The organism is Ensifer sp. GW823-FHT05D09, assembly GCF_058795755.1.
The window spans coordinates 681,489-704,303 of sequence record NZ_JBXAIA010000001.1; the positions used below are offsets into that span (position 1 = coordinate 681,489).

Sequence of the window (22,815 nt, forward strand, 5' to 3'; positions counted from 1 at the left end):
GGTTTCTAGAGTTTGTCGCGAAGCGCGTACCAGCTGAGCGCCAGGAACAGAAGCGGCGAACGGAAGCGTGCTCCGCCGGGAAAAGCCGGTATTTTCAAGGCTTTCAACAGGTCGAGTTCCGTCTCTTTGCCAAGTGCGAGGTCAGCGTAGAGCTTGCCGCAATAGTTGGAAAGCATGACCCCGTGGCCGGAATAGCCGCCGATCGACGTGACGCCCCGCATCACCTCGCGACAGAACGGTGTGCGCGGCATGGTGATGCCGACGGAGCCGCCCCAGCCATGGGTGATCTCCACATTGCCGAGTTCCGGATAGATCTCTGAGATTTGCCGGCGGATATGGGTGGAAATGTCGCGCGGGTTATCGGCGGTGTAGGCTTCGCGCCCGCCGAAAAGCAGTCGTCCGTCTTTTGATTTGCGGAAATAGCGCACGACAAAGCGCGAATCGTCGACCGATTCGCCGCCGGGTAGCACATTGGGGTGGGCGGACAGCACCTCGGTCGCACCGATGAAGGAGCGGATCGGCATCACATGGCTGGCACTCACCGGCTCGAGATTGCCGATATAGGCGTTGCAGGCGACAAGCACCCGGTCTGCCGTGATCGTACCGCGATCGGTGGTGATGACGACAGCCGATCCCCTGCGTTCGATCTTTTCGGCCTTGGTCCGCTCGAACAGGTTGGCGCCGGCAAGGGCTGCCTGCCTGGCGAGCCCCACCAGCAGTTTCATCGGATGGATATGCCCCGTGCCGGCGTCGCGGATGCCAAAGTGATAGCGGGTCGATCCGAGGCGACTTGCCGTCTCCTCACGCTCCATGAACGAGAGATGCGGATAACCGAAGCGGCTCGCCATCGCCTCGACGTGGTCGCGATAATCCTTCTCCAGGCTCTTCTTGTGGCCGACAGAGAGCTGCCCCGGCATGAACTCGATGTCGATGGCGTGTTCCGCGGCAAAATCGAGCACGTGCCGCTTGGCATTCTCGGCCATATCGAACAGCGCTTGCGCCCGTTCATGGCCGAGCGTTTCCTCGGTCTCGTCGGCCCAGGCCCGCTGGCCGGTGCCGAACTGACCGCCATTGCGCCCCGACGCGCCGTCGCCGAAGCGGCAGGCGTCGATGAGGGTGACATCGACGCCCTGGCGGGCAAGATTGTAGGCCGCCTGAAGCCCCGTATAACCGCCGCCGATGACGGCGACATCGGCCTTGCGCGATCCCGGCATCTGAGGGAATTCCGGTCGATCCGGAACGGTCGCCTCATACCAGGAGTAACCGGGCGAGATCGGGCTTTGCCAGGGCATAGGGTGGCCTTTCAGGTCAGACGTTCAGCAGCAGGAACTCGCGTTCCCACGGACTGATGACCTGCATGAAGGTTTCGAACTCGCCACGTTTCACCCCGGCATAGATGGCGATGAATTCGGGGCTCAGCACCTCGGCAAGCGAGGGTGCCGATTCCAGCAGCGCGACGGCCTCGAGCAGCCCGCGCGGCAGATCGATCTCGCCTTCGTTGGCCGTGTCTTCCGTCGGTGCCGAGGGCTCGCGACCCTCGATGATCCCGAGATAGCCGCAGGCAAGCGAGGCGGCCAGCGCCAGATAGGGGTTGGCGTCCGAGCTTGGCAGCCGGTTCTCGATCCGTCGGGCAACCGGCTCGGAAACCGGGATGCGGAAGGCGGTCGTGCGGTTGTCGTAACCCCAGGCCGTATTCACCGGCGCGGACATGTCGGGCGTCAGCCGGCGGAAGGAGTTCACATAGGGCGCCATCATCACCAGCGTGCGCGGCACATAATGCTGCATGCCGCCGATGAAGTTGAAGAACTCCTTGGAGGCGGAACCGTCAGGATTGGAAAACAGGTTGCGGCCGGTGTTGATCTCGATCACCGACTGGTGGATGTGCATGGCCGAGCCCGGCTGGCCCTGCATCGGCTTGGCCATGAAGGTCGCATAGATGCCGTGCTTCAGCGCCGCCTCGCGGATGGTGCGCTTGAACAGGAACACCTGGTCGGCAAGCTCGATCGGATCGCCGTGACGAAGGTTGATCTCGAGCTGAGCCGGACCTTCCTCGTGGATCAGCGTGTCGATCTCCAGACCCTGCTTCTCGGAGAAATGATAGATGTCGTCGATCAGTTCGTCGAACTCGTTGATCCCAGCGATCGAGTAGCCCTGGCCGCCGAGGATCGAGCGGCCGGAGCGGCCTTTCGGCGGATGCAGCGGATAGTCGGGATCATCATTGGTGGCGACGAGGTAGAACTCGATCTCGGGGGCGACGACCGGCTTCCAGCCCTTCTGGCGATAGAGGTCGACCACGCGCTTCAGGACGTTGCGAGGCGTGTAGCTGATCTGCTCGCCTTCAGAGCCGACGATATCGCAGATCACCTGCGCTGTCGGGTCGGTTTCCCAAGGGACGACGGAGAGCGTCGACAGATCGGGCACGAGCTTGATGTCGCTGTCGCGCGAATCGTAGCGGAACTGTCCGGTCTCGTCGGGATATTCGCCCGAGATCGTGTGGCGGTAGACGGCGGATGGCAGCGCAAGCGACGTGTTGGACGTGAACTTGGAGGTCGGCATCATCTTGCCGCGGGGAACGCCGGCAAGGTCGGGCGTGATGCATTCGATGTCTTCGATCCCGCGGATCTTCAGCCAGTCCGTTGCTTCCTTCCAGGTCTTGACCCCTCGAAGGGAATGCAGGGCGGCGGGTATTTTCGAGGATTTGCTGATTTTCGTTGTTTGTTGGGCAGCACTTCTCTTGGAGGGCATAAATCACCGGTTTTGGCTTCGGATGGCGCATCATAACCGGAGATTGCCAATTGGCTAGAGCGGGACGATTGACTTTCGCTTGCTTGACCGGAAAGGAATGCGCTGAAGAGCTCAAAGGTGTTTCGTGGCTGAAAAAAAGGATGTGGTGATCATTGGCGCCGGCGCTGCCGGCATGATGTGCGCCATCGAAGCCGGCAAGCGCGGCCGGCGCGTGCTCGTCATCGACCATGCCAAGTCGCCAGGCGAGAAGATCCGCATCTCCGGCGGCGGCCGCTGCAACTTCACCAATATCCACGCCGGGCCGAAGAATTTCCTCTCCGCCAATCCGCATTTCTGTAAGTCGGCGCTTGCGCGCTACGGCGCGCGCGATTTCCTGGCGCTTGTCGAAAAACACGGCATCGCCTGGCACGAGAAGACGCTCGGGCAATTGTTCTGCGATCATTCCGCCAAGGACATCATCAGGATGCTGCTCACCGAAATGCGCGAAGTCGGTGCCGAGCTTCGGCTGGAGACAACGATCGACAGTGTCGAGCGCCACGGCGACGGCTTCCGGGTGATGACCGGCGATGGGCCTGTCGATGCCCAGTCGCTGGTTATTGCCAGCGGCGGCAAGTCCATCCCGAAAATGGGGGCGACCGGGCTTGCCTATAAGATCGCCGAGCAGTTCGGCTTGGCGCTGGTCGAAACCCGTCCCGGGCTCGTGCCGCTGACGCTCGATCCGGCCCAACTCGAGACGATCGCCGAACTGGCCGGCGTCGCCGCCGACGCCGAGGCGCGGTCCGGCAAGACGGCCTTTCGCGAGGCAGTGCTGATCACGCATCGCGGCCTCAGCGGCCCGGCTATCCTGCAGATATCGTCCTACTGGCGCGAGGGGCAGGATATCGTCTTGAGGCTGATGCCCGATATCGACATCGCCTCGATCCTGAAAGGCGCGCGTCGCAGCAACGGCAAGCAGGCGGTCCAGACAGCACTCGCCGATATCCTGCCACGGCGGCTTGCGCAGTTCTTTGCCGATGGCGCCAAGCTCACGGGAAAGCAACTCGCCGATCTCTCGGACAAGACGATCGACGCGCTGTCGGCGTCGATCCAGGCTTGGACGATCAAGCCGGCCGGTTCCGAAGGGTATCGCACGGCCGAGGTAACGCTCGGCGGTGTCGATACCAGCGGTCTCGATTCCAAGACGATGCAGGCAAAGACCGTCCCAGGGCTCTATTTCATCGGCGAATGCGTCGATGTGACCGGCTGGCTCGGCGGCTACAATTTCCAATGGGCCTGGGCCTCGGGCTTTGCGGCCGGCCAGGAGACCTGATCCCCGCATTTGTGGCGCGCCGCTTCAGCCATTGTTAACGGATATGCCTGAACCTCTTTCGATGTCGGCACAGCCGGCGGTTGGCGAGATGGACTGTTCCGCAAACGGAAATCACACTGTTTCCATTTTTAGGGCTTTTCTCCGCCGCGGCATGGCTGCAATATGATCTCGACTGGCAAGCCGGTTTATCCGGGCCGAACGTTGCCGGTCAGTGAGAAGGACAGGATGTCATGAACCAGCCACGCCGTCGTCCCCGCGCCATCGCGATCGCTCGCACCGACGAGAGCCGCGCCCAGAGAGTGATGCTCACCCGCATTGCTCTGCTTGCCTTTTTTGCCGTCGCTGCCTTCGCAACGCTTCCGGCCCTTTGGCATTGACGCTGCCGGTCGGCCGCTTGGCGGCCGAACTTCTGGCGCGCCTTGAGTGCGCGAGCGCCTTCGGAAATTCGTTGGCGAGTGTTGCGCGCTTATACAATTTTTAATCGTTCAAAATGATTATTGCGACGAAGTGAGTTCCGTCAGGACTTCGCTGCCGGGGAGGTGGCGTGGTCCCGCAATGATTGCTGACGGACTGGCGGTGTGCACCGCATGATTTTTCCGAAAAACATCAGCCTGTTTGCGCATCGGGTGGCTCTCGATCGTCTCGTCCTTTCGGCGGTTACGCTCAAAGGCGAGACATGTTTCGAGCCGCCGGGGGAGGCGAATGCGAGCTGCGAGCCAAGGTGTTTTCCATGTTCATCGATAGAATTCTTGCCCGTTTCAAGATCCAGACGAAGGTGCTTTTCTTCATTCTGCCCTTCGTCGTCAGCATCTGTGCCGTCGGCATTACCGGTCTTTATGCGTCCGGCCTGCTTCAGGGCCGGATGGAGATTTCAAACAGCGTCCTGCAGACGCTGAGCGGGTTCAAGGACGTCTATGCGGGGATGAACAACTTCCTGCATTCGACCACCGAGGAAACCCGCGACGCCTTGCAGGGCAAGATTTCTGCTCAGAAGGAAATCCTTGCCGACACCGCCGCACAGGTCGCCGGCCAGAACGGCCAGGACGAACTCAAGGCCGCGATTGCCGCAACCAACGACATCGAAGCCCGCATCGACGGACTGTGGAAGCTGCATGTCGGCGAGCAGGAAATGCGCGCCGCGATGTCGGCGAACCTCGATGCTCTCCTGGTCGAGCGCGCCAAGATCAACGACGAGTCGAACCGGCTGCAATATGCCGTGCGCAAGAACGAGAACGCCGCCAAGACCATGCTGCGCGAAGCCGAAAAGCTGATGCGCGCCAGCCGCTTCTTCAACGAGTTCGGTACTGAAGTCGCCAAGGCGACGACGGTCGAGGACAAGCTCAAGTCGGTCAAGGAACGGTTCCCGATGATCGGCCGCACCGAGCGCGACATCTTCCGGCTGCTGCCGAAGGACGAGAAGTCGCTGACCGAGACGATCACCTCCGCATCGAGCGAGATCGGCGCACTTCTGAAGGCGCCCGCCGGGCCGGAAACGCTTGCCGGTATCTCGAAATACGTCGACCGCTTCCGCACTGCGAGCTTCCGTCTTGAAGCCGCGTCGGTCGGCAAGATGCGCGATGCGACACGGATCTTCGCCGAGCTTGACCAGTTGATCGTCAGCACCGAATCCGTCCTGACAGCCACACGCCGGCTTTCAAGCTCGATCACCGATATCCAGATCTCCGCGGCGACCTTCATGGGCACGACCACGGAAAGCAACCGACAGAAGCTGCTCGACAAGTTCCTGGCGGTTCAACAGAACATGGCGACCCTGCGTGGTGTTGCGAGCGAAGGCGCATCCTTCGATGCGATTGCCGATACGCTGATGCCGATCATCACCGTGATGAAGAAGGACGCGGCGTCGCTGGTCGAAATCACCGTGAAGCGGACAGCCGATTTCGACGCGGCCGGCCAGTCGATCAACCAGATCTGGAGCGATCTCACCGGCTTTGCCGAACAGCAGAAGGTTGCCGCCGGCACCGAGCGCCAGGAAGCAAACCAGATTTCGGTCGCCGCCACCGTCGCAGGCGTCGTCATCGCCCTGCTTGCCGGCATTGCACTGACGCTGACGCTCAAGAAGCCGATCGGCCAGATCACCGCCGCCATGCGTCGCCTGGCAGACGGTCGCCTTGATACGTCGATTGATGGCGATGCCCGCCAGGACGAGATCGGCGACATGGCCCGCGCCTTGGGTGTCTTCAAGGAAAATGCGCTCTCCAAGGTGCGCATCGAGGCTGAGAGCGAAGAGCAGCGCGCCCGCGCCGAAGTCGAGCGGACCCGCAACGATGCTGAAAAGTGCGAACTCGACCGACAGATCGATCTTGCCGTCAGTGAACTGGCGGCCGGCCTCGGCCGTCTGGCACAGGGCGACCTGTCGCGTCAGATCGACATTCCCTTCCACGGGCGTCTCGAGCAGTTGCGCACCGACTTCAACGGCTCGCTGATCCGCCTGCAGGACACGTTGGCTCAGATCCGTGGCAATGCGCAGGCGATCCAGCAGAGTGGCGCCGACATGCACCACGCCGCTGATTCCCTGTCGAAGCGGACGGAAGCCCAGGCCGCCTCACTCGAAGAAACGGCGGCTGCGGTCGACCAGATCACCGTGACCGTTCGCTCGTCAGCAGAGCGGGCGAACGAGGCCAATGTCGCCGTGACGCAGACGAAGAAGAGCGCCGACAGTTCCGCAACGGTCGTCACCAATGCGATCGCCGCCATGGGGCGCATCGAAGAGGCGTCACGCCAGATCGAGCAGATCATCGAGGTCATCGACGATATCGCCTTCCAGACCAACCTCTTGGCGCTGAACGCGGGCATCGAGGCAGCACGCGCTGGCGAAGCCGGCAAGGGCTTTGCGGTGGTCGCACAGGAAGTCCGCGAACTGGCGCAACGCTCGGCTGAAGCGGCCCGCGAAATCAAGGGCCTCATCAACAAGTCGACCGACGAGGTCAATTCCGGCTCGCTGCTTGTCAAGGAAACCGGCGCCGTGCTGGCTTCGATCAGCGCCCAGATCGTCACCGTCAGCCAACATGTCGAAATGATCGCGACCGCCAGCCGCGACCAAGCGGTAGCGCTCAACGAAGTCAACGGATCGGTCAACCAGATGGATCAGATGACCCAGCAGAACGCCTCGATGGTCGAAGAGGCAACGGCAACGAGCCTTGCGCTTTCCAACCAGGCCGACACGCTGATGATGCTGGTCGAGCAATTCCGGCTGGAGCCGGAAACGGCCGATATCCACGCTTACCGCGCGGCCTGATCGGCCAGCACCGCGACGGCTTTGTCATCCTAGCACTGCACCGCGCAACCCACCGGTTGCGCGGTGCATTTCGTTTGCGCAGTCTGTTCGACGCTTTCAATCCGTCTGCGTGCCGCAAGCGCGGCGATGCAGCGGCAAAACATCCGCCGCAACAAGCTCGGCGGCTTGGGATCGAAATGCTCGTCCCAGCGGCGGGATTTTAGTATCAGATCGGCCATATAGGCGGCTGCCAGCGTTTCCATGGTGATGCTCCTCATCGAGTGGCATCCTCGCTTTTATGCAGCAAAAGCTGTTTTACATACGCAAGATATCGGCCTATGTTTTTCACCAATGAAAGACATGGATTGGGACATCTATCGCTGCTTCATGAGTGTGGCGCGCACCGGCGGCCTGACCGGCGCAGCGCAGGCGCTGGGATCAAGCCCGGCAACTGTCGGCCGGCGCATGCTGGAAATCGAGGAGCGTACCGGGCGCAGCCTGTTCGTGCGCAGCCAGACGGGCTATCAGTTGACCGGCGACGGGCAATTGCTGTTCGAACAGCTTGAAGAGATGGAGGCCGCCGCCCGCCGCGTCGAGAGCTGGCGACGGGAAGGCGAGGGGGCTGTCGTTCGCATCACTGCCGGAACCTGGGTGTCCTGGCTGCTTGCCGAAAACTTTCCGGCGCTCTGTACGGAGCGTGACGGTTTCAGCCTCGCGATCAATGTCGGAGAGACACGTGCAAATCTTGCCTATCGTGAGAGCGATATCGGTATCCGCGCCTTCGAGCCGGAGGAAAGCTACCTGGCCGCTCGCCCGGTGGGCGACGTCGCCTACGCCGCCTATCGGCAGAAGAATGCACTGCCAGCGTCAAATGGCCGATGGGTCGCTGTCGGCGAGGAGGACGCGATCTCGTCCTATCTGCGTTGGCCGCATGAGCATGCGACCGGTCGCATCGTGGCGACGGTGACGCGGCCGCGCTCCCTGCTTGACCTTGCGCGCGCCGGTGCCGGTTGCGCCGTGCTGCCCTGTTTCGTCGGTGACCTCGATCCACTGCTGGAGCGGACGGGCGAGGAGATTCCGGCGCTTCGGCATCGCCAGTGGATCGTCATGAACAACGAGGATCGCCACCGCCAGGAAATCCGCACGGTAGTCGATCGCATGACAAAGCTTTTGAAAAGCCACGCTGACATCTTCGCCGGAAAGCGCCCGCGCCGCGGCTGACGTGGTCAGCGCATCAACAGGCTGACGAGCGCCGCCTGCGAGTTCACGTCGGTCTTGGTGTAGATGTTCTTCAGCTGCGTTCGGATGGTTTCGTAGCTGACACCGTTGGCCTGGGCCATCTCCCGCAGCGACAGGCCGGCCGCAAGGCCGGACGCGATGCGAACTTCGGCGGGCGTCAGGCCGTGAATGTCCCTGAGATGTTCCCGTCGTTCCTCAGGCAAAAGCGACGTCGCCGGCTCGATCAGAACCGCGACCGTCGGTCCGTTCAGAAGTTCGACGAAGATATCGGACCGCAGTCGCACCAGTGTGATGCGATAGGCCGCGCCATCCGTGGCCCTGGCAAGGGAGACATGTGGCTCCGCATGGGTATTGATCCGCAAGGACAACAGTTCGAGAGCTACTGCCGATCCCGCGCTTGGCAGCGTCACACGCCCACCTGCCGAAATCCGAAGAGGCGCATTGTTGGCGATCATGCGCTCGGCGCTCTCGTTCATCGAGCGGATCCGAAGATTCTCGGTGACATAGACCACGCCGACGCCGACGCTATCGAGCAAATCCCGGCCTTCGCCGTTCCCGGGCGCCAACATGTCACGCTTGCGCAGCAGATCGAAAGCCCGTTTCAAGTGCGGCGCCAGAAAGGTGTATTGCTCGGCGGCCTGCTGATTGAGGTCGTCATCTGTCGAGGAAGTGCAGGTCGAGAGCATGAAGGTTCGGCTTGCGCTTCTGATGATCGTCACGCCGACGCTGGTCTCGCATCCGGTCTGTCGCTTCAGCCAGTCGTTATAGAATTCGGATTTGATCAGCTCGCCGCGCGCGACGATCTGCTCCCCGCAGATGCCCTGGCCTGCAGGCACGAGCATCGCCTTTGGGATCCAGGGATTGACCGCGGCAAAGTGCTGGTTGAACTGCTCGATATCCTCGGCGTCAAACCCCGAGACGGAAGGGACATAACTGCGGGGTGTTGCCAGATCGTGATAGTGCAGCGCTGATCGGCCGTTGGGCAGCGTATTGGCCAGCCGATCGAGAAAGTCTTGCCAGCTGCACTCGCCGAAGGCGGCGCCGTAGATCAGCTCAGTCAGCTCTTCCGTTCCGGAATGTCCCGGCTGCAGCATGCGCGCCCCCGCTCGCAATAGTCACAGCTAATATAGGTGAGGCTCGCATCAGAAGCAACTTGAAATGGTATTTTGCGCCGCGGGCCGGGCGCTGAAAAGCAAACAGCCGACATTGCTGCCGGCTTGTTCCTGTTAAAGGTGTATTGGTTGGGCGTGCTACGCATATGGCCGGCGACCGGCGGCAACGATTGGTATCACTCGCCGCGACCCTACGCCCAGACCGGCCGTGCACAGAGACGCGATGAACGCGACCGCTGCCGCAAGCACCATCATCATGCCCGTCCCTGGGTGACGATGACGGGGATCAGCAGGTCGCCCCAGTTGCCTTCGCCACCGTGGTGGCGGGCCGAGCGCACGAGCTCGACCGATACGCCGGCGTCGACGGCTTTCATGACGGCCTGGTTGAGGCGGTGCAGGTCGTTGGCGACCATGCGGATCGCGGCTTGCTGGTCCGGGGTCATGGCCGAAGACTGTTCCTCGGCCCGTTCCTTGACGCGTGTCTGGACTGTCATTGGGGTTCTCCTTGGTGTCAGCTAGGTCTGTTCGATTGCGCGGGGAGCGCGGCGGGCAGGGATTGCCGCGCCCCCCGGCCCTTCACTCAGCGGCCGGGCGGAACTGGTCGTGCTCGGTCGATTCCTTCATGGCCGTCGTCGACGACTGGCCGCCGGTGATGGCGAGCGACACCGCATCGAAATAGCCGGTGCCGACTTCGCGCTGATGCTTGGTTGCGGTATAGCCGTTGACCTCGGCGGCGAACTCCGCCTCTTGCAGCTCCGAATAGGCGGCCATCTGTCGAGCCTTGTAGCCGCGGGCGAGCTCGAACATGCCGAAGTTCAGCTGGTGGAAGCCGGCGAGCGTGATGAACTGGAACTTGTAGCCCATCGCACCGAGTTCGCGCTGGAACTTAGCGATCGTCGCGTCGTCGAGGTTTTTCTTCCAGTTGAACGACGGCGAGCAATTGTAGGCGAGCAGCTTGCCCGGATGCGCCTTGTGCACGCCCTCGGCAAATCTGCGGGCCTGTTCCAAGTCTGGCTTCGAGGTCTCGCACCAGATCAGGTCGCAATGCGGCGCATAGGCGATGGCGCGCGCGATGCACGGCTCGATGCCGTTCTTCACCTGGTAGAAGCCTTCGACCGTGCGTCCGGCGTCGTAGTCGACGAAGGGGCGATCGCGCTCGTCGATATCAGACGTCAAAAGCTTGGCGGCTTCCGCATCGGTGCGGGCAATCACCAGCGTCGGCGTGCCCATGACGTCGGCTGCAAGCCGTGCCGCGTTGAGGTTGCGGATATGGGCCGCCGTCGGGATCAGAACCTTGCCGCCGAGATGGCCGCACTTCTTTTCGGACGCGAGCTGGTCTTCGTAGTGGACGCCAGCGGCACCCGCTTCGATGAAGGCCTTCATGATCTCGAAGGCATTGAGCGGGCCGCCGAAGCCGGCTTCCGCATCGGCAACGATCGGGGCGAACCAGGTGTCGACCGAAAGACCCTTGCCTTCCGAGGTCTCGATCTGATCGGCGCGCTGAAGGGTGCGGTTGATGCGCTTGGCCAGTTCCGGGGCGGCGTTTGCCGGATAGAGCGACTGGTCTGGATACATCGCCGACGCGGTATTGGCGTCGGCCGCGACCTGCCAGCCGGAAAGGTAGATTGCCTTCAGGCCGGCGCGAACCATCTGCATGGCCTGGTTGCCGGAGAGCGCGCCGAGCGCGTTGACGAAGTCTTCTTCGTGAATGAGCTTCCACAAGCGGTTGGCGCCCATTTCGGCCAGCGAATAACGGATCTCGACCGAGCCGCGCAGCCGCTTCACGGTTTCGGCGGTGTAGGGGCGTTCGATGCCGTCAAAGCGGCCCTGCTGGGCACTGGGAACAAGCTTGTAAAAATCAGTCATTACTTCCTCCTGCTGGAATTCATTCACCATTCGACATTTGTCGTATGGCCTCTCTATCTCCGAGTTGATGTGACAGTTTTTACATTGCGCTGCGCAATAGAGCCACAGGAATTGCAGTTATGGCTGTTTCAAAAGGGTTATCTTGTCTTGCGTTTGACAATCACAAGCAGTAAATTTGTAAATTATGTAAATCGTCATTCGGTGTCGATATTGTAAAGGCAGTGACAAATGGCTGAGAACAAGATCTTTGCCGGGCCACGCGTCCGCCGAATCCGCAACGGGCTTTCGCTGACGCAGACGTCCATGGCGGAAGCGCTTGGCATTTCGCCGTCCTACCTCAATCTCATCGAGCGCAACCAGCGTCCGCTGACCGTCCAGCTGCTTCTGAAGCTCGCATCGGTCTACAAGGTCGACCTCGAGGAACTGCAGGGCGAGACGGGCGGTGGGCTGGCGCAATTGCGCGAGGTTTTCGCCGATCCGCTGCTGGCGGCGGAACTGCCGGGGGATCAGGAACTGATCGAGGTGGCCGAAGCGGCACCGAACGCCGCCGGCGGGGTGGTCAAGCTCTACCGTGCCTATCGCGAGCAGGCGGCGCGACTGAAGGACCTTGCCGACCTCCTTGCGGGCCAAGGGCACATGGAAGCGCTGTCGGGAACACGCCTTCCGATGGACGAGGTGCGCGAGACGCTCGAAGCCAGGCCCAATCATTTCGCCCGGATCGAGGAGGTGGCCGAGGCGTTTCATGCGGCGCTTTCACCGGGCGACGATCTGATCGGTGCGCTCAAGGCCTGGCTGAAGAAGGAGCACGGCCTCGTGGTGCGCAATCTGCCCGTTCATGCCATGCCCAATCTGCGCCGTCGCTTCGATCGGCATTCCATGCGACTGTTCATCTCCGAGCGCCTGTCGCCCTATGACCAGTTGCGCGAGATCGCCATGGAGGTCGCCTCCATCGCCTGCCACGAGGCGATCGTCCAGGAGCTTGAGACGCTGCGTCTGTCGACTGCCGAGGCGCGCCGCATCGGTCGTTTCGAACTTGCTCGTTATGCCGCCCATGCCTTGATGATGCCCTACGGGGCGTTTCATGCGGCGGCGCTGCGGGCCAGATACGATATCGACGTGCTGCGCGCGCGTTTTCAGGTGTCGTTCGAACAGGCCGCAAACCGACTGACCATGCTGCAGCGGTCGGGGGCTGCCGGCGTTCCGTTTTTCCTGATGGAGATCGACAATGCCGGTCATCGGCTGCGGCGGTCAGGCGCATCGGGTTTTCCGCAGGCAAGGTTCGGCGGCGGCTGTCCGAAGCTCAACATCCACACAGCATTTTCCGTGCCGGGGCAGATCCTCGTCGACCGGGTGGAGACCACCGAAGGGCTGGCATTCCTCACCGTGTCGCGCACGCTCGACGGTCCACAGGCGGGCTTTGAAGAGCGGGTTCGCCGCACGGCGCTGTTGGTCGGCTGCGAGGCGTCCTTTGCCGATGACGTCGTCTATGGGGCGGTACGCTCGCCGGCGATCGCCATCGGGGCGGCCTGTCGTCTTTGCGAGCGGCAGGGCTGTCTAGCGCGCGCCGAGCCTCCCGTGACGCGCCCGCTCGGGCTCGACGAGATGGCGACGGGCCTCAGCGTCTTTGATTTTCAGTAGGCGCTGGCGCTTTCAGTAGCTGACAGGGTGATGGCTCGGCAGCAGCGGTGCACTGGGGGAGAAGCATTCTGCAGTCAACCCGGTGGTGTAACCGCGCGTGATGTGCGCCTTTCCGGCATAGGTTTTGTCGCGCATCAGGATCGCATGCAGTTCCGGCAGGTTGTAGAACGGCACGCCGGGATAGAGGTGATGCTCCAGATGGTAGTTGATGTTGTGTGGAGCGAAGAACAGCTTTTCCCAGGCATGCGGATAGACCGTGCGTGAACTCGTCAGCTCGTCGCCATAGTCCATGCTGCCGAAATGCTCCGCAACGCTGCGTACATAAAGGAACAGGCAGAAGACGGTGAAGAACGGCACCAGCCAGTAGAGTGCGAATTCGCGCCAGATACCGAGCACGCTGAAGAGGCCGGCGGCAGCGACATAGAACGCCAGGCGCATTGCCTTGTAGCCTCGCGTCGAGCGATCGTTCTTCGACATGCGTTTGGCCATGTGCATCATGTCGCGGATCGAGTTGATGGCCACGAGGTAGCCGAGCAGCTGCACCACGCCGCGCGCGACCTTCTGTGGAAAGGTGAACTGGGCCATGCCGAGCTTGGCCGTCCAGTCCGGGTCGTCGTCGGTGTTGGCGTGCTGGTGATGGGCAAGGTGGTTCTGCCGATAGCCGTCGACGGTTGCCAGCATCGGCCATGCGAGAAGAAGATCGCTCATCCAGTCGCTGAGCTTGCGGTTCTTGATGATGCGGTAGTGCGCCGCCTCATGAACAAGGCAACCGAACGCATGCATGCGCCCGGCAATCACCGCCACGGACAAGAGGTAGACGAAGACATTGCCGGCAACTTCGCTGGCGGCGATGGCGGCGGCGATGATCGCCCAGTCGGCAACGATCGCGGCAAGCGATTTCCGTGGGTCGAGGATCGAAAGGCGCTTCAAGTCCCTCGGATCGATCCTGCGGTTCCGTTCACTCATGACGCTACCCAGACGCTGATGCACAACCTGAGGGAAAATCGCATGTCCACTATGGTTAATCAATCGTAAACGGGAGCGTGGACCGGCTGGTTGCTGCCATGGTTAACGGCCGTCGTCGGACTGCCAGTTGCCGCCGGACGCGCTGCCGTCCGGATAAGTGCCCGAATTTCCTTGGCTTGCTAAAACAAGGAGCGCTGGAAGAGCTCCGCCTCTTTCCGGCACGAAACCGCTTGAGGTTGTCGAGAAACATGCCTAACTTCGCCACGGAGCGATCCAGAATGGGCCTGGATCCGTGTCACGGGTCGGCTTTGTCCGGACCGATAATAACGAGGGAACTGCATGTCCAAATTCATCGTTACAACCATGGCGACGGTCATGTTGGCCGGCTCGACCATGCTCGCTTCTGCGCAGGAGCGGGTGGTCAACGTCTACAACTGGTCTGATTATATCGACAGCAGCATTCTGGAAGATTTCACCAAGGAAACCGGCATCAAGGTCGTGTACGACGTCTTCGATTCCAACGAGATTCTTGAAACCAAACTGCTCGCAGGCGGCTCGGGCTATGACGTCGTCGTGCCGACGGCGACCTTCCTGCAGCGCCAGATCGCGGCCGGCGTGTTCCAGAAGCTCGACAAGTCCAAGCTTCCGAACCTCACCAACATGTGGGACGTGATCACCGAGCGCACCGCCAAGTACGATCCCGGCAACGAGTACGCCATCGACTACATGTGGGGCACCACCGGCATTGGCTACAACGTCGACAAGATGAAGGCGATTCTCGGCACCGACGAGAAGCCCAACTGGGACGTCATCTTCAAGCCGGAGCTTGCCGCCAAGTTCAAGGATTGCGGCATCCACGTGCTCGATTCCCCGACGGATGTGATGCCGTCGGCGCTCGCCTATCTCGGTCTCAATCCGGATAGCCATGAGGCGGCGGATCTGGAAAAGGCGGCCGAACTGCTTGCCAGCGTTCGCCCCAATATCCGCAAGTTCCACTCGTCGGAATATATCAACGCCCTTGCCAACGGCGACATCTGCCTCGCCGTCGGTTTTTCCGGCGACGTCTTCCAGGCGCGTGACCGTGCCGCCGAAGCCAAGGCCGGCGTGACCGTCGATTATGCGATCCCCTCGCAGGGCGCGCAGATGTGGTTCGACATGCTCGCCATTCCGGCGGACGCTCCGCACGTTGCCGAAGCGCATGAGTTTCTCAACTACATGATGAAGCCGGAAGTCGTCGCCAAGGCGTCGAACTATGTCTTCTACGCCAACGGCAACAAGGCCTCGCAGCAGTTCCTGGATAAGGCGGTTCTCGAAGACACCGCCATCTATCCGACGGACGAAGTGATGCAGAAACTGTTCACGGTCACGCCGTTCGGGGCGAAGGAGCAGCGGGTGCTGACCCGGCTCTGGACAAAGGTCGTTACCGGCCAGTAAGAGCGAAACGAATTGCCCGGACCTCAAAATCCGGGCAATTTTCTTTCAAGGGGGCACCGGGGAAAACGAGAGTGCCCATCGGCTGTATCATTCGGGGATAGATGATGAAGTCACTCGGCAGTATCAGGCGCTCGTTCGCCCCTTGGGCGGATCCTGCTTCCAAGCCATTCATTTCCGTCAAGAACGTCACCAAGCGGTTCGGTGATTTCACCGCCGTTGATGATCTTTCGCTCGACATCTACACGCGTGAGTTCTTTGCGCTGCTTGGCGCGTCAGGCTGCGGGAAGTCGACGCTCCTGCGCATGCTGGCCGGTTTCGAGCAGCCGACCTCGGGCGAAATCATCCTCGACGGCCAGAGCCTTGCCGGCATCCCGCCCTATCGTCGGCCGGTCAACATGATGTTCCAGTCCTATGCGCTGTTTCCGCATATGACCGTCGAGACCAACATCGCCTTCGGTCTCAAGCAGGACGGCATGCCGAAGGCCGATATCGCCGAGCGCGTCGGCCAGATGCTCAAGCTGGTGAAGCTCGAGAAGTTTGCCAAGCGCAAGCCGCACCAGCTTTCCGGCGGGCAGCGCCAGCGCGTCGCGCTCGCGCGTTCGCTCGCGAAGCGACCGAAGGTGCTTTTGCTCGACGAGCCGCTCGGTGCGCTCGACAAGAAGCTGCGCGAGGAAACCCAGTTCGAACTGATGGACCTGCAGCAGGAGCTCGGCCTGACCTTCGTCGTCGTTACGCACGACCAGGAAGAGGCCATGACCATGGCCGACCGCATCGCGGTCATGAGCCACGGCAAGGTCGTGCAGGTGGCGACGCCGGCGGAAATCTACGAAGCGCCCAATTCACGCTTCGTCGCCGACTTCATCGGCGACGTGAACATCTTCGATGGAACGGTCTCGTCCGTCGAAAACGGCTACCTCCGCATTGAAACCGGCAACGGTTTTCCGATCCGCATGGCCTCGCCGGACAAGCCGTCCGTTGGCGCCAAGGCCGCGGTTGCCATTCGCCCGGAAAAGATCCGCGTCAGCCGACAGCCACCGGCCCATGCGCCCCTCAACGCTGTCGAGGGAGAAATCTGGGACGTCGGCTATCTCGGCGACATGACCGTTTTCCATGTCAGGTTGAAGGATGGGAGGGTGGTAAAAGCGTCGTCGCTCAATGCGGTGCGCGCCGTCGAAGACCCCTTCGGCTACGACCAGCAGGTGTGGATCTCGTTCGGCGAAGACGCCGGCGTCGTCTTGAAGGATTGAAGCCATGGCGAGAGTTGCATCAGCCCTCTTCAGCCGCCTGGTCATCATCATCCCCTATGCCTGGCTGTTGTTCTTCTTCCTGATTCCGTTCTTCATCGTCTTCCGCATTTCGTTGTCGCAGACGGCGGTGGCAATGCCGCCCTACACGCCGGTCTTCGACCTCTTCGGTGGTCTTTCCGGCATCATGGAAAAGGCGCGGGAGTTCTCGCTCGACAATTATGTCTGGCTGACCGAGGACGTTCTCTATTTCAATGCCTATGTGTCGAGCGTCATCATCGCCGCCATTTCGACGGTCCTGACATTGATGATCGCCTATCCCGTTGCTTACGGGATGGCGAAGGCGCCGAAATCGATCCGCCCAACGCTTCTGATGCTGGTGATCCTGCCGTTCTGGACCAGCTTCCTGATCCGCGTCTACGCCTGGATCGCCATCCTGAAGCCGGAAGGGCTGCTCAACCAGTTCCTGATGAGCATCAATGTCATCGACCAACCGCTGATCATCCTCAACACCAATTGGGCGATCTATATCGGTATCGTCTACTCCTACCTGCCGTTCATGGTGTTGCCGATCTACTCGTCGCTGGAGAAGATGGACCACACCCTGACGGAGGCGGCGCTGGATCTCGGCTGCACGCCATTCTCGGCCTTCTGGCAAGTGACGTTCCCTCTGTCGCTGGCCGGCGTCGTTGCCGGCTGCCTGCTCGTCTTCATCCCGGCAGTCGGCGAGTTCGTCATCCCCGATCTGCTTGGCGGCTCGGAAACGCTGATGATCGGCAAGACGCTCTGGAACGAGTTCAACGCCAACCGCGATTGGCCGGTCTCTTCGGCAGTTGCCACGATCCTGCTTTTGATCCTGGTGATACCGATCGTGTTCTTCCAGAACGCGCAGGCCAAAGCCGACGGCGAGGGGAGGTAGGTCATGGGCAACTGGTCACGCTTCAACATCGCCTCGATCGTGCTCGGTTTCGGCTTCCTCTATCTGCCGATCGTGCTTCTCGTGATCTTCTCGTTCAACGAATCGAAGCTCGTCACCGTCTGGGCCGGGTTCTCGACCAAGTGGTACGCGCAGCTCTGGCACAATCAAGCACTGCTCGACGCCGCCTGGGTCACCATCCGCGTCGCGCTGATCTCGGCCACCTGCGCGACGGTGCTTGGAACGCTCGCGGCGCTTGCGCTGGTGCGCTACACGCGCTTTCGCGGTCGCATGCTGTTTTCCGGCATGGTCTATGCGCCGCTGGTCATGCCCGAGGTCATCACCGGCCTCTCGCTGCTCTTGCTGTTCGTCGCCATCGGGCTCGACCGCGGCTTCTGGACGATCACGCTCGCGCACATCACCTTCACCATGTGCTTCGTTGCCGTCGTCGTGCAGTCGCGGCTCCTGAGCTTCGATCAGTCGATCGAAGAGGCAGCACTCGATCTGGGTGCAACGCCGGTCAGGACCTTCTTTGCGATCACCCTACCGGTAATCGCGCCGGCGGTGTTTTCCGGCTGGGTGCTGGCCTTCACGCTGTCGCTCGACGATCTCGTGATCTCGAGCTTCACGACGGGACCTGGGGCGACCACGCTGCCGATGAAGATCTACAGCCAGGTGCGCCTTGGGGTGACGCCTGAAATCAACGCAATCTGCACGATCCTGATCGGCATCGTCGCCATTGGGGTCGTCGTCGCCTCCGTTGTAACCAAACAGCGTGAAGCACAGCGAGAGAGGGACGAGCGCGCCGCTTTCGCGCAGTAAAGCTTAAATCCGTTTTTCGCGACGGCCGGTGCGTCAAGCGCCGGCCGTTTCAGTTGGGCTCGCCGAGAACCGAAAGCGGCGAGATCACCGCGTTCGGCCAGGAGCCGCCGACGAAGAACCGCAAGCGCTGCGCCGCATTGTTAGCGTCGGTAAAGGTCCCGGCGAGAGCCAGGCTGCCGGTGCGATAGGGAATGACGCCGTTGATCGACAGGCTGCCCGAAGGCCCGGTAAAGGTTGCGCGGTTCAACCGGGCCGATCCGTTGCTGAAACGCGCCTCGATATCGGCGCGCTGAAAATCGAACGTGCCGCTGCTCGCCTGCGACAGCGAGAAGAACTCGCCCTTGCGCACCAGGTCCGAAAAGGCGTTGGCGTCGAACTCCGAGAGCTTGCCGTTGGCAAGCGACAAGGTCAGGCGCCCGGATGCGTCGGCTGCCTGCGGCGTCCAGAACGGATGGTCGGTGGCAAGGTCGAGATTGACGCTGCCGCGTCCCGTCGGCACGGGGCCGGCAAAGCCGAAGTCGGCAGCGGCCGCTGCAAGGTCAGCGTCCTTCAGAACCAGCGCCAACTTGCCGCCACGCGCAAGGCCAGCTTCAGACAGCACGAGCCGGCCGCTGAGCCTGCCATTGGCATAGGTGCTGTCGCCGATATCGAGCGAAGCACGCCCGTGATCGACCATGACGCCGGCGGCCACGTCGGTCAGCCGCAGCGGACCGATCGCCGCCTCCTGCGTCGACAGGCGAACGTCGACGCGCCAGGTGCGGGCGAAGGCGTCGGTCATATGTCTGGCAAGTTCCTCGGGATCGACCGGAAGCTCGACGAACAACGGTTGCAGCCCGTTGAGGTCGATCTTGTCGAAGGCGAGCGTGCCCTCGACACGCGGCGTGTCGTCGGCCGGAATGGCAACGTCGAGCACACCGGTTGCGTTTGCCCCGCCGAGCGACAGATGCAGGTCATCCAGCTTCAGCGTCGCATCGCCGGTGGTGACATTGGCGTTGAGGTTGAAGCTGCTTTCAGGCAGCCCTTCGTGCGAAGCGCCCTCGAACCAGGCCGCAAGTGCGGGCAGCGACGCGGTGGAAACCTGGAGCCGGCCCGACGCGAAGGGTTTCATCGACAGATTGCCGACGCCGTCGAAGGAAAAGTTGAGAGGTGCTGAGGTCAGCGACGTCTTTAGCGTCGTGTTGCGGCCGGCCAGCAGTGTCAGCGGCTCGTCGCAGGCGAGGGACCAGCTCACTGTCTGGCCACCGATCACGCTCGACAGTTGCGCGTTGAGCCGCCCGGCAAAGGCGGGCCACTTCACCGTGCCGGATATGCCGGGAAATTCGCGCGCATAATTGGTCGTCCGATCAAACACCTGCAAGCGGCCGTTCTCGATCGTGATGTCGCCGAAGGGTGTGTCGCCGTTGGCAGCGGCAGGTTCGCGCGGCGCAAGCCAGCGCGGCCGCTCCCAGTTGAGCGTGCCGTCCGCGCCGCGCTCCAGCGTCACCACCGGCTCGATCAGGCGGATGTCTTCAAGTGCCGGTTCGCCGCGAAGTGCTGAAAGCAGGCTGAAGGCTGCCGTGATGCTGCCGATCCGCGCGAGTGTGCGGGGGCTGCCATCGGTCGTCTCGATCGTGGCGCCGTACAACGTCAGCGTCGGGTTCGGCCAGAAACGGATGTCCGGCTCGCCGGTGATCCTGCTTTTGCCACCCGACCAGGCGTCGAGCATGCGCTCCATCGTCGGCCGCACGTCCGTGGTCGAGATCACCAGCGGCAGGGCCGCGTTGTACCCGACGGCAAGCGCGATGCCGATCGCCGCTGGCCAGAGGAAATGGCGACGGCGAAGCCGCGACCAAAGGCGTGGTCGACCCAACATATGCAGGATTTTTCTTGTCATTTCCGCCTGGTTGCCCATCCCTAGGGATCACGCAGATTGGATAGGCTTTCGGCTTGCATAAATCAAATGCAGCCGACATGGAAATGTCGCCAATGCGACGCCCGCGCAGGTTCTCCTGCTGTTTATTTTGCGTTGCAGCATGATATAGAGGGCGTGGAGTAGGAGTGGAGGAAAGCATGCAGTCTGAGCAACCTTTGTGGGTTCCCGGTCCAGAGATCCGCGAGCATAGCCCGATGGCGCAGTTCATCGCCTGGTGCAGCGAGCGCTTCGGCAAGGACTTTGCCGATTATGACGCGTTTCACGCCTGGTCGGTTGCCGAACGCGGCGACTTCTGGACGGCGGTCTGGGAGCATTGCGAGGTGATCGGCGATCGTGGCGCGACGGCTCTCGTCAACGGAGACCGCATGCTCGACGCGCGGTTTTTTCCCGATGCCAGGCTGAATTTCGCCGAGAATCTTTTGCGCCGCGTCGGCAGCGACGACGCGCTGATTTTCCGCGGCGAAGACAAGGTCGGCTACCGGCTTTCCTGGGATGATCTGCGCGCACTGGTCTCGCGGCTGCAGCAGGCGCTGAAGGCGCGTGGTATCGGCAGCGGCGACCGCGTCGCCGCCATGATGCCCAATATGCCCGAAACGATCGCGCTGATGCTGGCGACGGCCTCGATCGGTGCGATCTGGTCGTCCTGTTCGCCTGATTTCGGCGAGCAGGGCGTGCTCGATCGTTTCGGCCAGATCAGCCCGAAACTCTTCATCGCCTGCGACGGCTACTGGTATAACGGTAAGCGCCAGGACGTTGACGCAAAGGTTCGCGCGGTTTCCGCGGCTCTCGGCGTTCCCACTCTTATCGTCCCCTATGCGGGCGAGGCGAGAGCGCTGGCTGCCTCTATTGCCGAAGGTGTGACGCTCGAGGACTTCATCGCGCCATTCGAAGCCCGGTCGCTCTCTTTCGAGCGCCTGCCGTTCGGCCATCCGCTCTATGTGCTGTTCTCCTCCGGCACCACGGGCGTTCCCAAGTGTATCGTACATTCCGCGGGCGGCACGCTCCTGCAGCATTTGAAGGAACATCGCTTCCACTGCGGGCTCGGTGACGGCGAAAAACTCTTCTATTTCACCACCTGCGGCTGGATGATGTGGAATTGGCTCGCCTCGGGTCTGGCGGTCGGCGCGACGCTCTGCCTGTTTGACGGCTCGCCGTTCTACCCGGATGGAAACGTGCTCTTCGATTACGCGGCGGAAGAGACGTTCGCCGTGTTCGGCACGTCGGCAAAATACATCGATGCGGTCCGCAAGGGCGGTTTCGAGCCGGCAAAAACCCACGATCTCTCCCATCTGCGCCTGCTCACCTCGACGGGCTCGCCGCTGTCGCCCGAAGGCTTTACCTTCGTCTATGAGGGCATCAAGCCGGATGTCCAGCTTGCCTCGATCTCCGGCGGCACCGACATCGTCTCCTGCTTCGTGCTCGGCAATCCGCTGAAGCCCGTGTGGCGCGGCGAGATCCAGGGGCCGGGCCTTGGCCTGGCGATGGATGTCTGGGACGACGATGGTCGCTCCGTGCGCGGCGAAAAAGGTGAACTGGTCTGCACCAAGGCATTCCCGTCGATGCCGGTCATGTTCTGGAACGATCCCGAAGGCGTCAAATATCGCGCGGCCTATTTCGAGCGCTTCGAGAACGTCTGGTGCCATGGCGATTTTGCCGAATGGACGTCGCATGGCGGCATCATCATCCACGGCCGCTCCGACGCGACGCTCAATCCGGGTGGCGTGCGCATCGGCACGGCGGAGATCTACAACCAGGTCGAGCAGATGGAAGAGGTCGCGGAAGCCCTCTGCATCGGCCAGGATTTCGAGGATGACGTGCGCGTCGTGCTGTTCGTGCGCTTGGCGTCCGGCGTGTCGCTCGATGAGGGGCTTGAGAAGGCGATCAAGAACCGCATCCGCACGGGTGCATCGCCCCGTCATGTGCCGGCGAAGATCATTGCTGTTGCCGATATTCCGCGCACGAAATCCGGCAAGATCGTCGAATTGGCTGTCCGCGACGTCGTTCACGGGCGCCCGGTCAAGAACAAGGAGGCGCTTGCCAACCCGGAAGCGCTCGATCTTTTTGCCGGGCTCGATGCCCTTAAAAATTGAAGGGGCGTTAACTTGTTCGCGCTTTTGGAATTAACCAAGGCTTCAGACTTGCTGATAAATCCCTAAAATTGTCGGATCGGCTGGTAAGGTCTTGTTAAGGATTGGGAGCGCATGGTCATCCCAACTTGAGGCCGGCCGATGAGTGGTCGGCGCCTGGCAGCGATGCCGCCGCAGACATGATGTCATTACTTCTCGAGCATTTGTTGGTTTAGCATTCGATTAACGAGGTGGCCTCCCAGCCGCCTCTTTTTTTGCCTTGAGGGTGCCGGGTCTTGCCGCGCTTCAGG

The 22,815-nt window shown here is 61.8% G+C and carries 18 protein-coding genes; 10 read left to right on the forward strand and 8 right to left on the reverse strand.

Annotated features, from left to right (window positions below; translation table 11 throughout):
* Positions 1-5 precede the first annotated feature (5 nt).
* Together AC1Q80_RS03410 and AC1Q80_RS03415 are read right to left on the reverse strand one after the other, a co-directional pair.
* Positions 6-1,292 (reverse strand): NAD(P)/FAD-dependent oxidoreductase, encoded by a 1,287-nt coding sequence (locus AC1Q80_RS03410; RefSeq protein ID WP_492359633.1) that lies wholly within the window; start codon positions 1,290-1,292, stop codon positions 6-8.
* A 16-nt stretch (positions 1,293-1,308) separates the two neighbouring features.
* Positions 1,309-2,745: a glutamine synthetase family protein gene (locus tag AC1Q80_RS03415; RefSeq protein WP_115420921.1), complete on the reverse strand. Its 1,437-nt coding sequence runs from the start codon at positions 2,743-2,745 to the stop codon at positions 1,309-1,311.
* Between the two features lie 124 nt (positions 2,746-2,869).
* Here AC1Q80_RS03415 and AC1Q80_RS03420 point away from each other — a divergent pair, with 124 nt between their 5' ends.
* From AC1Q80_RS03420 to AC1Q80_RS03430, 3 genes are all read left to right on the forward strand, one after another.
* Entirely contained in the window at positions 2,870-4,054 is a 1,185-nt protein-coding gene (locus AC1Q80_RS03420) for a BaiN/RdsA family NAD(P)/FAD-dependent oxidoreductase (RefSeq protein WP_492359634.1), read from the forward strand.
* A gap of 230 nt (positions 4,055-4,284) precedes the next feature.
* The gene (locus AC1Q80_RS03425; RefSeq protein ID WP_173419037.1) at positions 4,285-4,431 is read left to right on the forward strand and encodes a hypothetical protein; all 147 of its coding nucleotides are present in this window, start codon (positions 4,285-4,287) and stop codon (positions 4,429-4,431) included.
* 353 nt (positions 4,432-4,784) lie between these two features.
* Positions 4,785-7,310, forward strand: coding sequence for a methyl-accepting chemotaxis protein (locus AC1Q80_RS03430; protein WP_492359635.1), 2,526 nt, complete (start codon positions 4,785-4,787; stop codon positions 7,308-7,310).
* A 29-nt stretch (positions 7,311-7,339) separates the two neighbouring features.
* Here AC1Q80_RS03430 and AC1Q80_RS03435 read toward each other — a convergent pair whose 3' ends face one another.
* Positions 7,340-7,552: a hypothetical protein gene (locus AC1Q80_RS03435; protein WP_209787472.1), complete on the reverse strand. Its 213-nt coding sequence runs from the start codon at positions 7,550-7,552 to the stop codon at positions 7,340-7,342.
* Between the two features lie 88 nt (positions 7,553-7,640).
* Here AC1Q80_RS03435 and AC1Q80_RS03440 point away from each other — a divergent pair, with 88 nt between their 5' ends.
* Positions 7,641-8,510, forward strand: a complete 870-nt coding sequence (locus tag AC1Q80_RS03440; protein ID WP_209787470.1) for a LysR family transcriptional regulator — start codon at positions 7,641-7,643, stop codon at positions 8,508-8,510.
* Between the two features lie 5 nt (positions 8,511-8,515).
* Here AC1Q80_RS03440 and AC1Q80_RS03445 read toward each other — a convergent pair whose 3' ends face one another.
* The 3 genes from AC1Q80_RS03445 to aceA all read right to left on the reverse strand — a co-directional run bounded on the left by AC1Q80_RS03445 (position 8,516) and on the right by aceA (position 11,506).
* Positions 8,516-9,622 carry a helix-turn-helix transcriptional regulator gene (locus tag AC1Q80_RS03445; RefSeq protein ID WP_173419041.1) on the reverse strand — a complete coding sequence of 369 codons (1,107 nt, stop codon included), beginning with the start codon at positions 9,620-9,622 and terminating at the stop codon, positions 8,516-8,518.
* Between the two features lie 272 nt (positions 9,623-9,894).
* Complete coding sequence (locus tag AC1Q80_RS03450) at positions 9,895-10,134, reverse strand: SMc00767 family acetate metabolism repressor (protein ID WP_025425977.1); 240 nt, start codon at positions 10,132-10,134, stop codon at positions 9,895-9,897.
* 82 nt (positions 10,135-10,216) lie between these two features.
* Positions 10,217-11,506: an isocitrate lyase gene (gene aceA / locus AC1Q80_RS03455; RefSeq protein ID WP_209787468.1), complete on the reverse strand. Its 1,290-nt coding sequence runs from the start codon at positions 11,504-11,506 to the stop codon at positions 10,217-10,219.
* A 228-nt stretch (positions 11,507-11,734) separates the two neighbouring features.
* On the opposite strand from aceA, the gene AC1Q80_RS03460 reads away from it, so the two are divergent.
* Entirely contained in the window at positions 11,735-13,144 is a 1,410-nt protein-coding gene (locus AC1Q80_RS03460) for a helix-turn-helix domain-containing protein (protein WP_492359636.1), read from the forward strand.
* A gap of 12 nt (positions 13,145-13,156) precedes the next feature.
* On the opposite strand, the gene AC1Q80_RS03465 is transcribed toward AC1Q80_RS03460, so the two are convergent.
* Positions 13,157-14,110 carry a fatty acid desaturase family protein gene (locus AC1Q80_RS03465; protein WP_492359637.1) on the reverse strand — a complete coding sequence of 318 codons (954 nt, stop codon included), beginning with the start codon at positions 14,108-14,110 and terminating at the stop codon, positions 13,157-13,159.
* Positions 14,111-14,449: 339 nt separating this feature from the next.
* Between AC1Q80_RS03465 and AC1Q80_RS03470 the strand changes: the two genes are divergently transcribed.
* From AC1Q80_RS03470 to AC1Q80_RS03485, 4 genes are all read left to right on the forward strand, one after another.
* Positions 14,450-15,544 (forward strand): polyamine ABC transporter substrate-binding protein, encoded by a 1,095-nt coding sequence (locus tag AC1Q80_RS03470; protein WP_173419045.1) that lies wholly within the window; start codon positions 14,450-14,452, stop codon positions 15,542-15,544.
* A 104-nt stretch (positions 15,545-15,648) separates the two neighbouring features.
* Positions 15,649-16,791 (forward strand): ABC transporter ATP-binding protein, encoded by a 1,143-nt coding sequence (locus AC1Q80_RS03475; protein ID WP_492359858.1) that lies wholly within the window; start codon positions 15,649-15,651, stop codon positions 16,789-16,791.
* A gap of 4 nt (positions 16,792-16,795) precedes the next feature.
* Positions 16,796-17,707 carry an ABC transporter permease subunit gene (locus tag AC1Q80_RS03480; protein ID WP_173419047.1) on the forward strand — a complete coding sequence of 304 codons (912 nt, stop codon included), beginning with the start codon at positions 16,796-16,798 and terminating at the stop codon, positions 17,705-17,707.
* A 3-nt stretch (positions 17,708-17,710) separates the two neighbouring features.
* The gene (locus AC1Q80_RS03485; RefSeq protein ID WP_173419048.1) at positions 17,711-18,526 is read left to right on the forward strand and encodes an ABC transporter permease; all 816 of its coding nucleotides are present in this window, start codon (positions 17,711-17,713) and stop codon (positions 18,524-18,526) included.
* Between the two features lie 49 nt (positions 18,527-18,575).
* Here AC1Q80_RS03485 and AC1Q80_RS03490 read toward each other — a convergent pair whose 3' ends face one another.
* Entirely contained in the window at positions 18,576-20,399 is a 1,824-nt protein-coding gene (locus AC1Q80_RS03490; protein WP_492359638.1) for an AsmA family protein, read from the reverse strand.
* A gap of 176 nt (positions 20,400-20,575) precedes the next feature.
* On the opposite strand from AC1Q80_RS03490, the gene AC1Q80_RS03495 reads away from it, so the two are divergent.
* The gene (locus tag AC1Q80_RS03495) at positions 20,576-22,528 is read left to right on the forward strand and encodes an acetoacetate--CoA ligase (protein ID WP_492359639.1); all 1,953 of its coding nucleotides are present in this window, start codon (positions 20,576-20,578) and stop codon (positions 22,526-22,528) included.
* Positions 22,529-22,815: the final 287 nt, after the last annotated feature.

What these genes read in the sequence shown, in the direction of transcription:
- AC1Q80_RS03480 (WP_173419047.1), top strand. Translation starts at nt 16,796, where the DNA reads ATGGCGAGAGTTGCATCAGCCCTCTTCAGCCGCCTGGTCATCATCATC.
- AC1Q80_RS03470 (WP_173419045.1), top strand. Translation starts at nt 14,450, where the DNA reads ATGTCCAAATTCATCGTTACAACCATGGCGACGGTCATGTTGGCCGGC.
- AC1Q80_RS03495 (WP_492359639.1), top strand. Translation starts at nt 20,576, where the DNA reads ATGCAGTCTGAGCAACCTTTGTGGGTTCCCGGTCCAGAGATCCGCGAG.
- AC1Q80_RS03450 (WP_025425977.1), bottom strand. Translation starts at nt 10,134, where the DNA reads ATGACAGTCCAGACACGCGTCAAGGAACGGGCCGAGGAACAGTCTTCG.
- AC1Q80_RS03410 (WP_492359633.1), bottom strand. Translation starts at nt 1,292, where the DNA reads ATGCCCTGGCAAAGCCCGATCTCGCCCGGTTACTCCTGGTATGAGGCG.
- AC1Q80_RS03430 (WP_492359635.1), top strand. Translation starts at nt 4,785, where the DNA reads ATGTTCATCGATAGAATTCTTGCCCGTTTCAAGATCCAGACGAAGGTG.
- AC1Q80_RS03445 (WP_173419041.1), bottom strand. Translation starts at nt 9,622, where the DNA reads ATGCTGCAGCCGGGACATTCCGGAACGGAAGAGCTGACTGAGCTGATC.
- AC1Q80_RS03485 (WP_173419048.1), top strand. Translation starts at nt 17,711, where the DNA reads ATGGGCAACTGGTCACGCTTCAACATCGCCTCGATCGTGCTCGGTTTC.
- AC1Q80_RS03440 (WP_209787470.1), top strand. Translation starts at nt 7,641, where the DNA reads ATGAAAGACATGGATTGGGACATCTATCGCTGCTTCATGAGTGTGGCG.
- AC1Q80_RS03415 (WP_115420921.1), bottom strand. Translation starts at nt 2,745, where the DNA reads ATGCCCTCCAAGAGAAGTGCTGCCCAACAAACAACGAAAATCAGCAAA.
- aceA (WP_209787468.1), bottom strand. Translation starts at nt 11,506, where the DNA reads ATGACTGATTTTTACAAGCTTGTTCCCAGTGCCCAGCAGGGCCGCTTT.
- AC1Q80_RS03465 (WP_492359637.1), bottom strand. Translation starts at nt 14,110, where the DNA reads ATGAGTGAACGGAACCGCAGGATCGATCCGAGGGACTTGAAGCGCCTT.
- AC1Q80_RS03490 (WP_492359638.1), bottom strand. Translation starts at nt 20,399, where the DNA reads ATGACAAGAAAAATCCTGCATATGTTGGGTCGACCACGCCTTTGGTCG.
- AC1Q80_RS03435 (WP_209787472.1), bottom strand. Translation starts at nt 7,552, where the DNA reads ATGGAAACGCTGGCAGCCGCCTATATGGCCGATCTGATACTAAAATCC.
- AC1Q80_RS03460 (WP_492359636.1), top strand. Translation starts at nt 11,735, where the DNA reads ATGGCTGAGAACAAGATCTTTGCCGGGCCACGCGTCCGCCGAATCCGC.
- AC1Q80_RS03475 (WP_492359858.1), top strand. Translation starts at nt 15,649, where the DNA reads ATGAAGTCACTCGGCAGTATCAGGCGCTCGTTCGCCCCTTGGGCGGAT.
- AC1Q80_RS03425 (WP_173419037.1), top strand. Translation starts at nt 4,285, where the DNA reads ATGAACCAGCCACGCCGTCGTCCCCGCGCCATCGCGATCGCTCGCACC.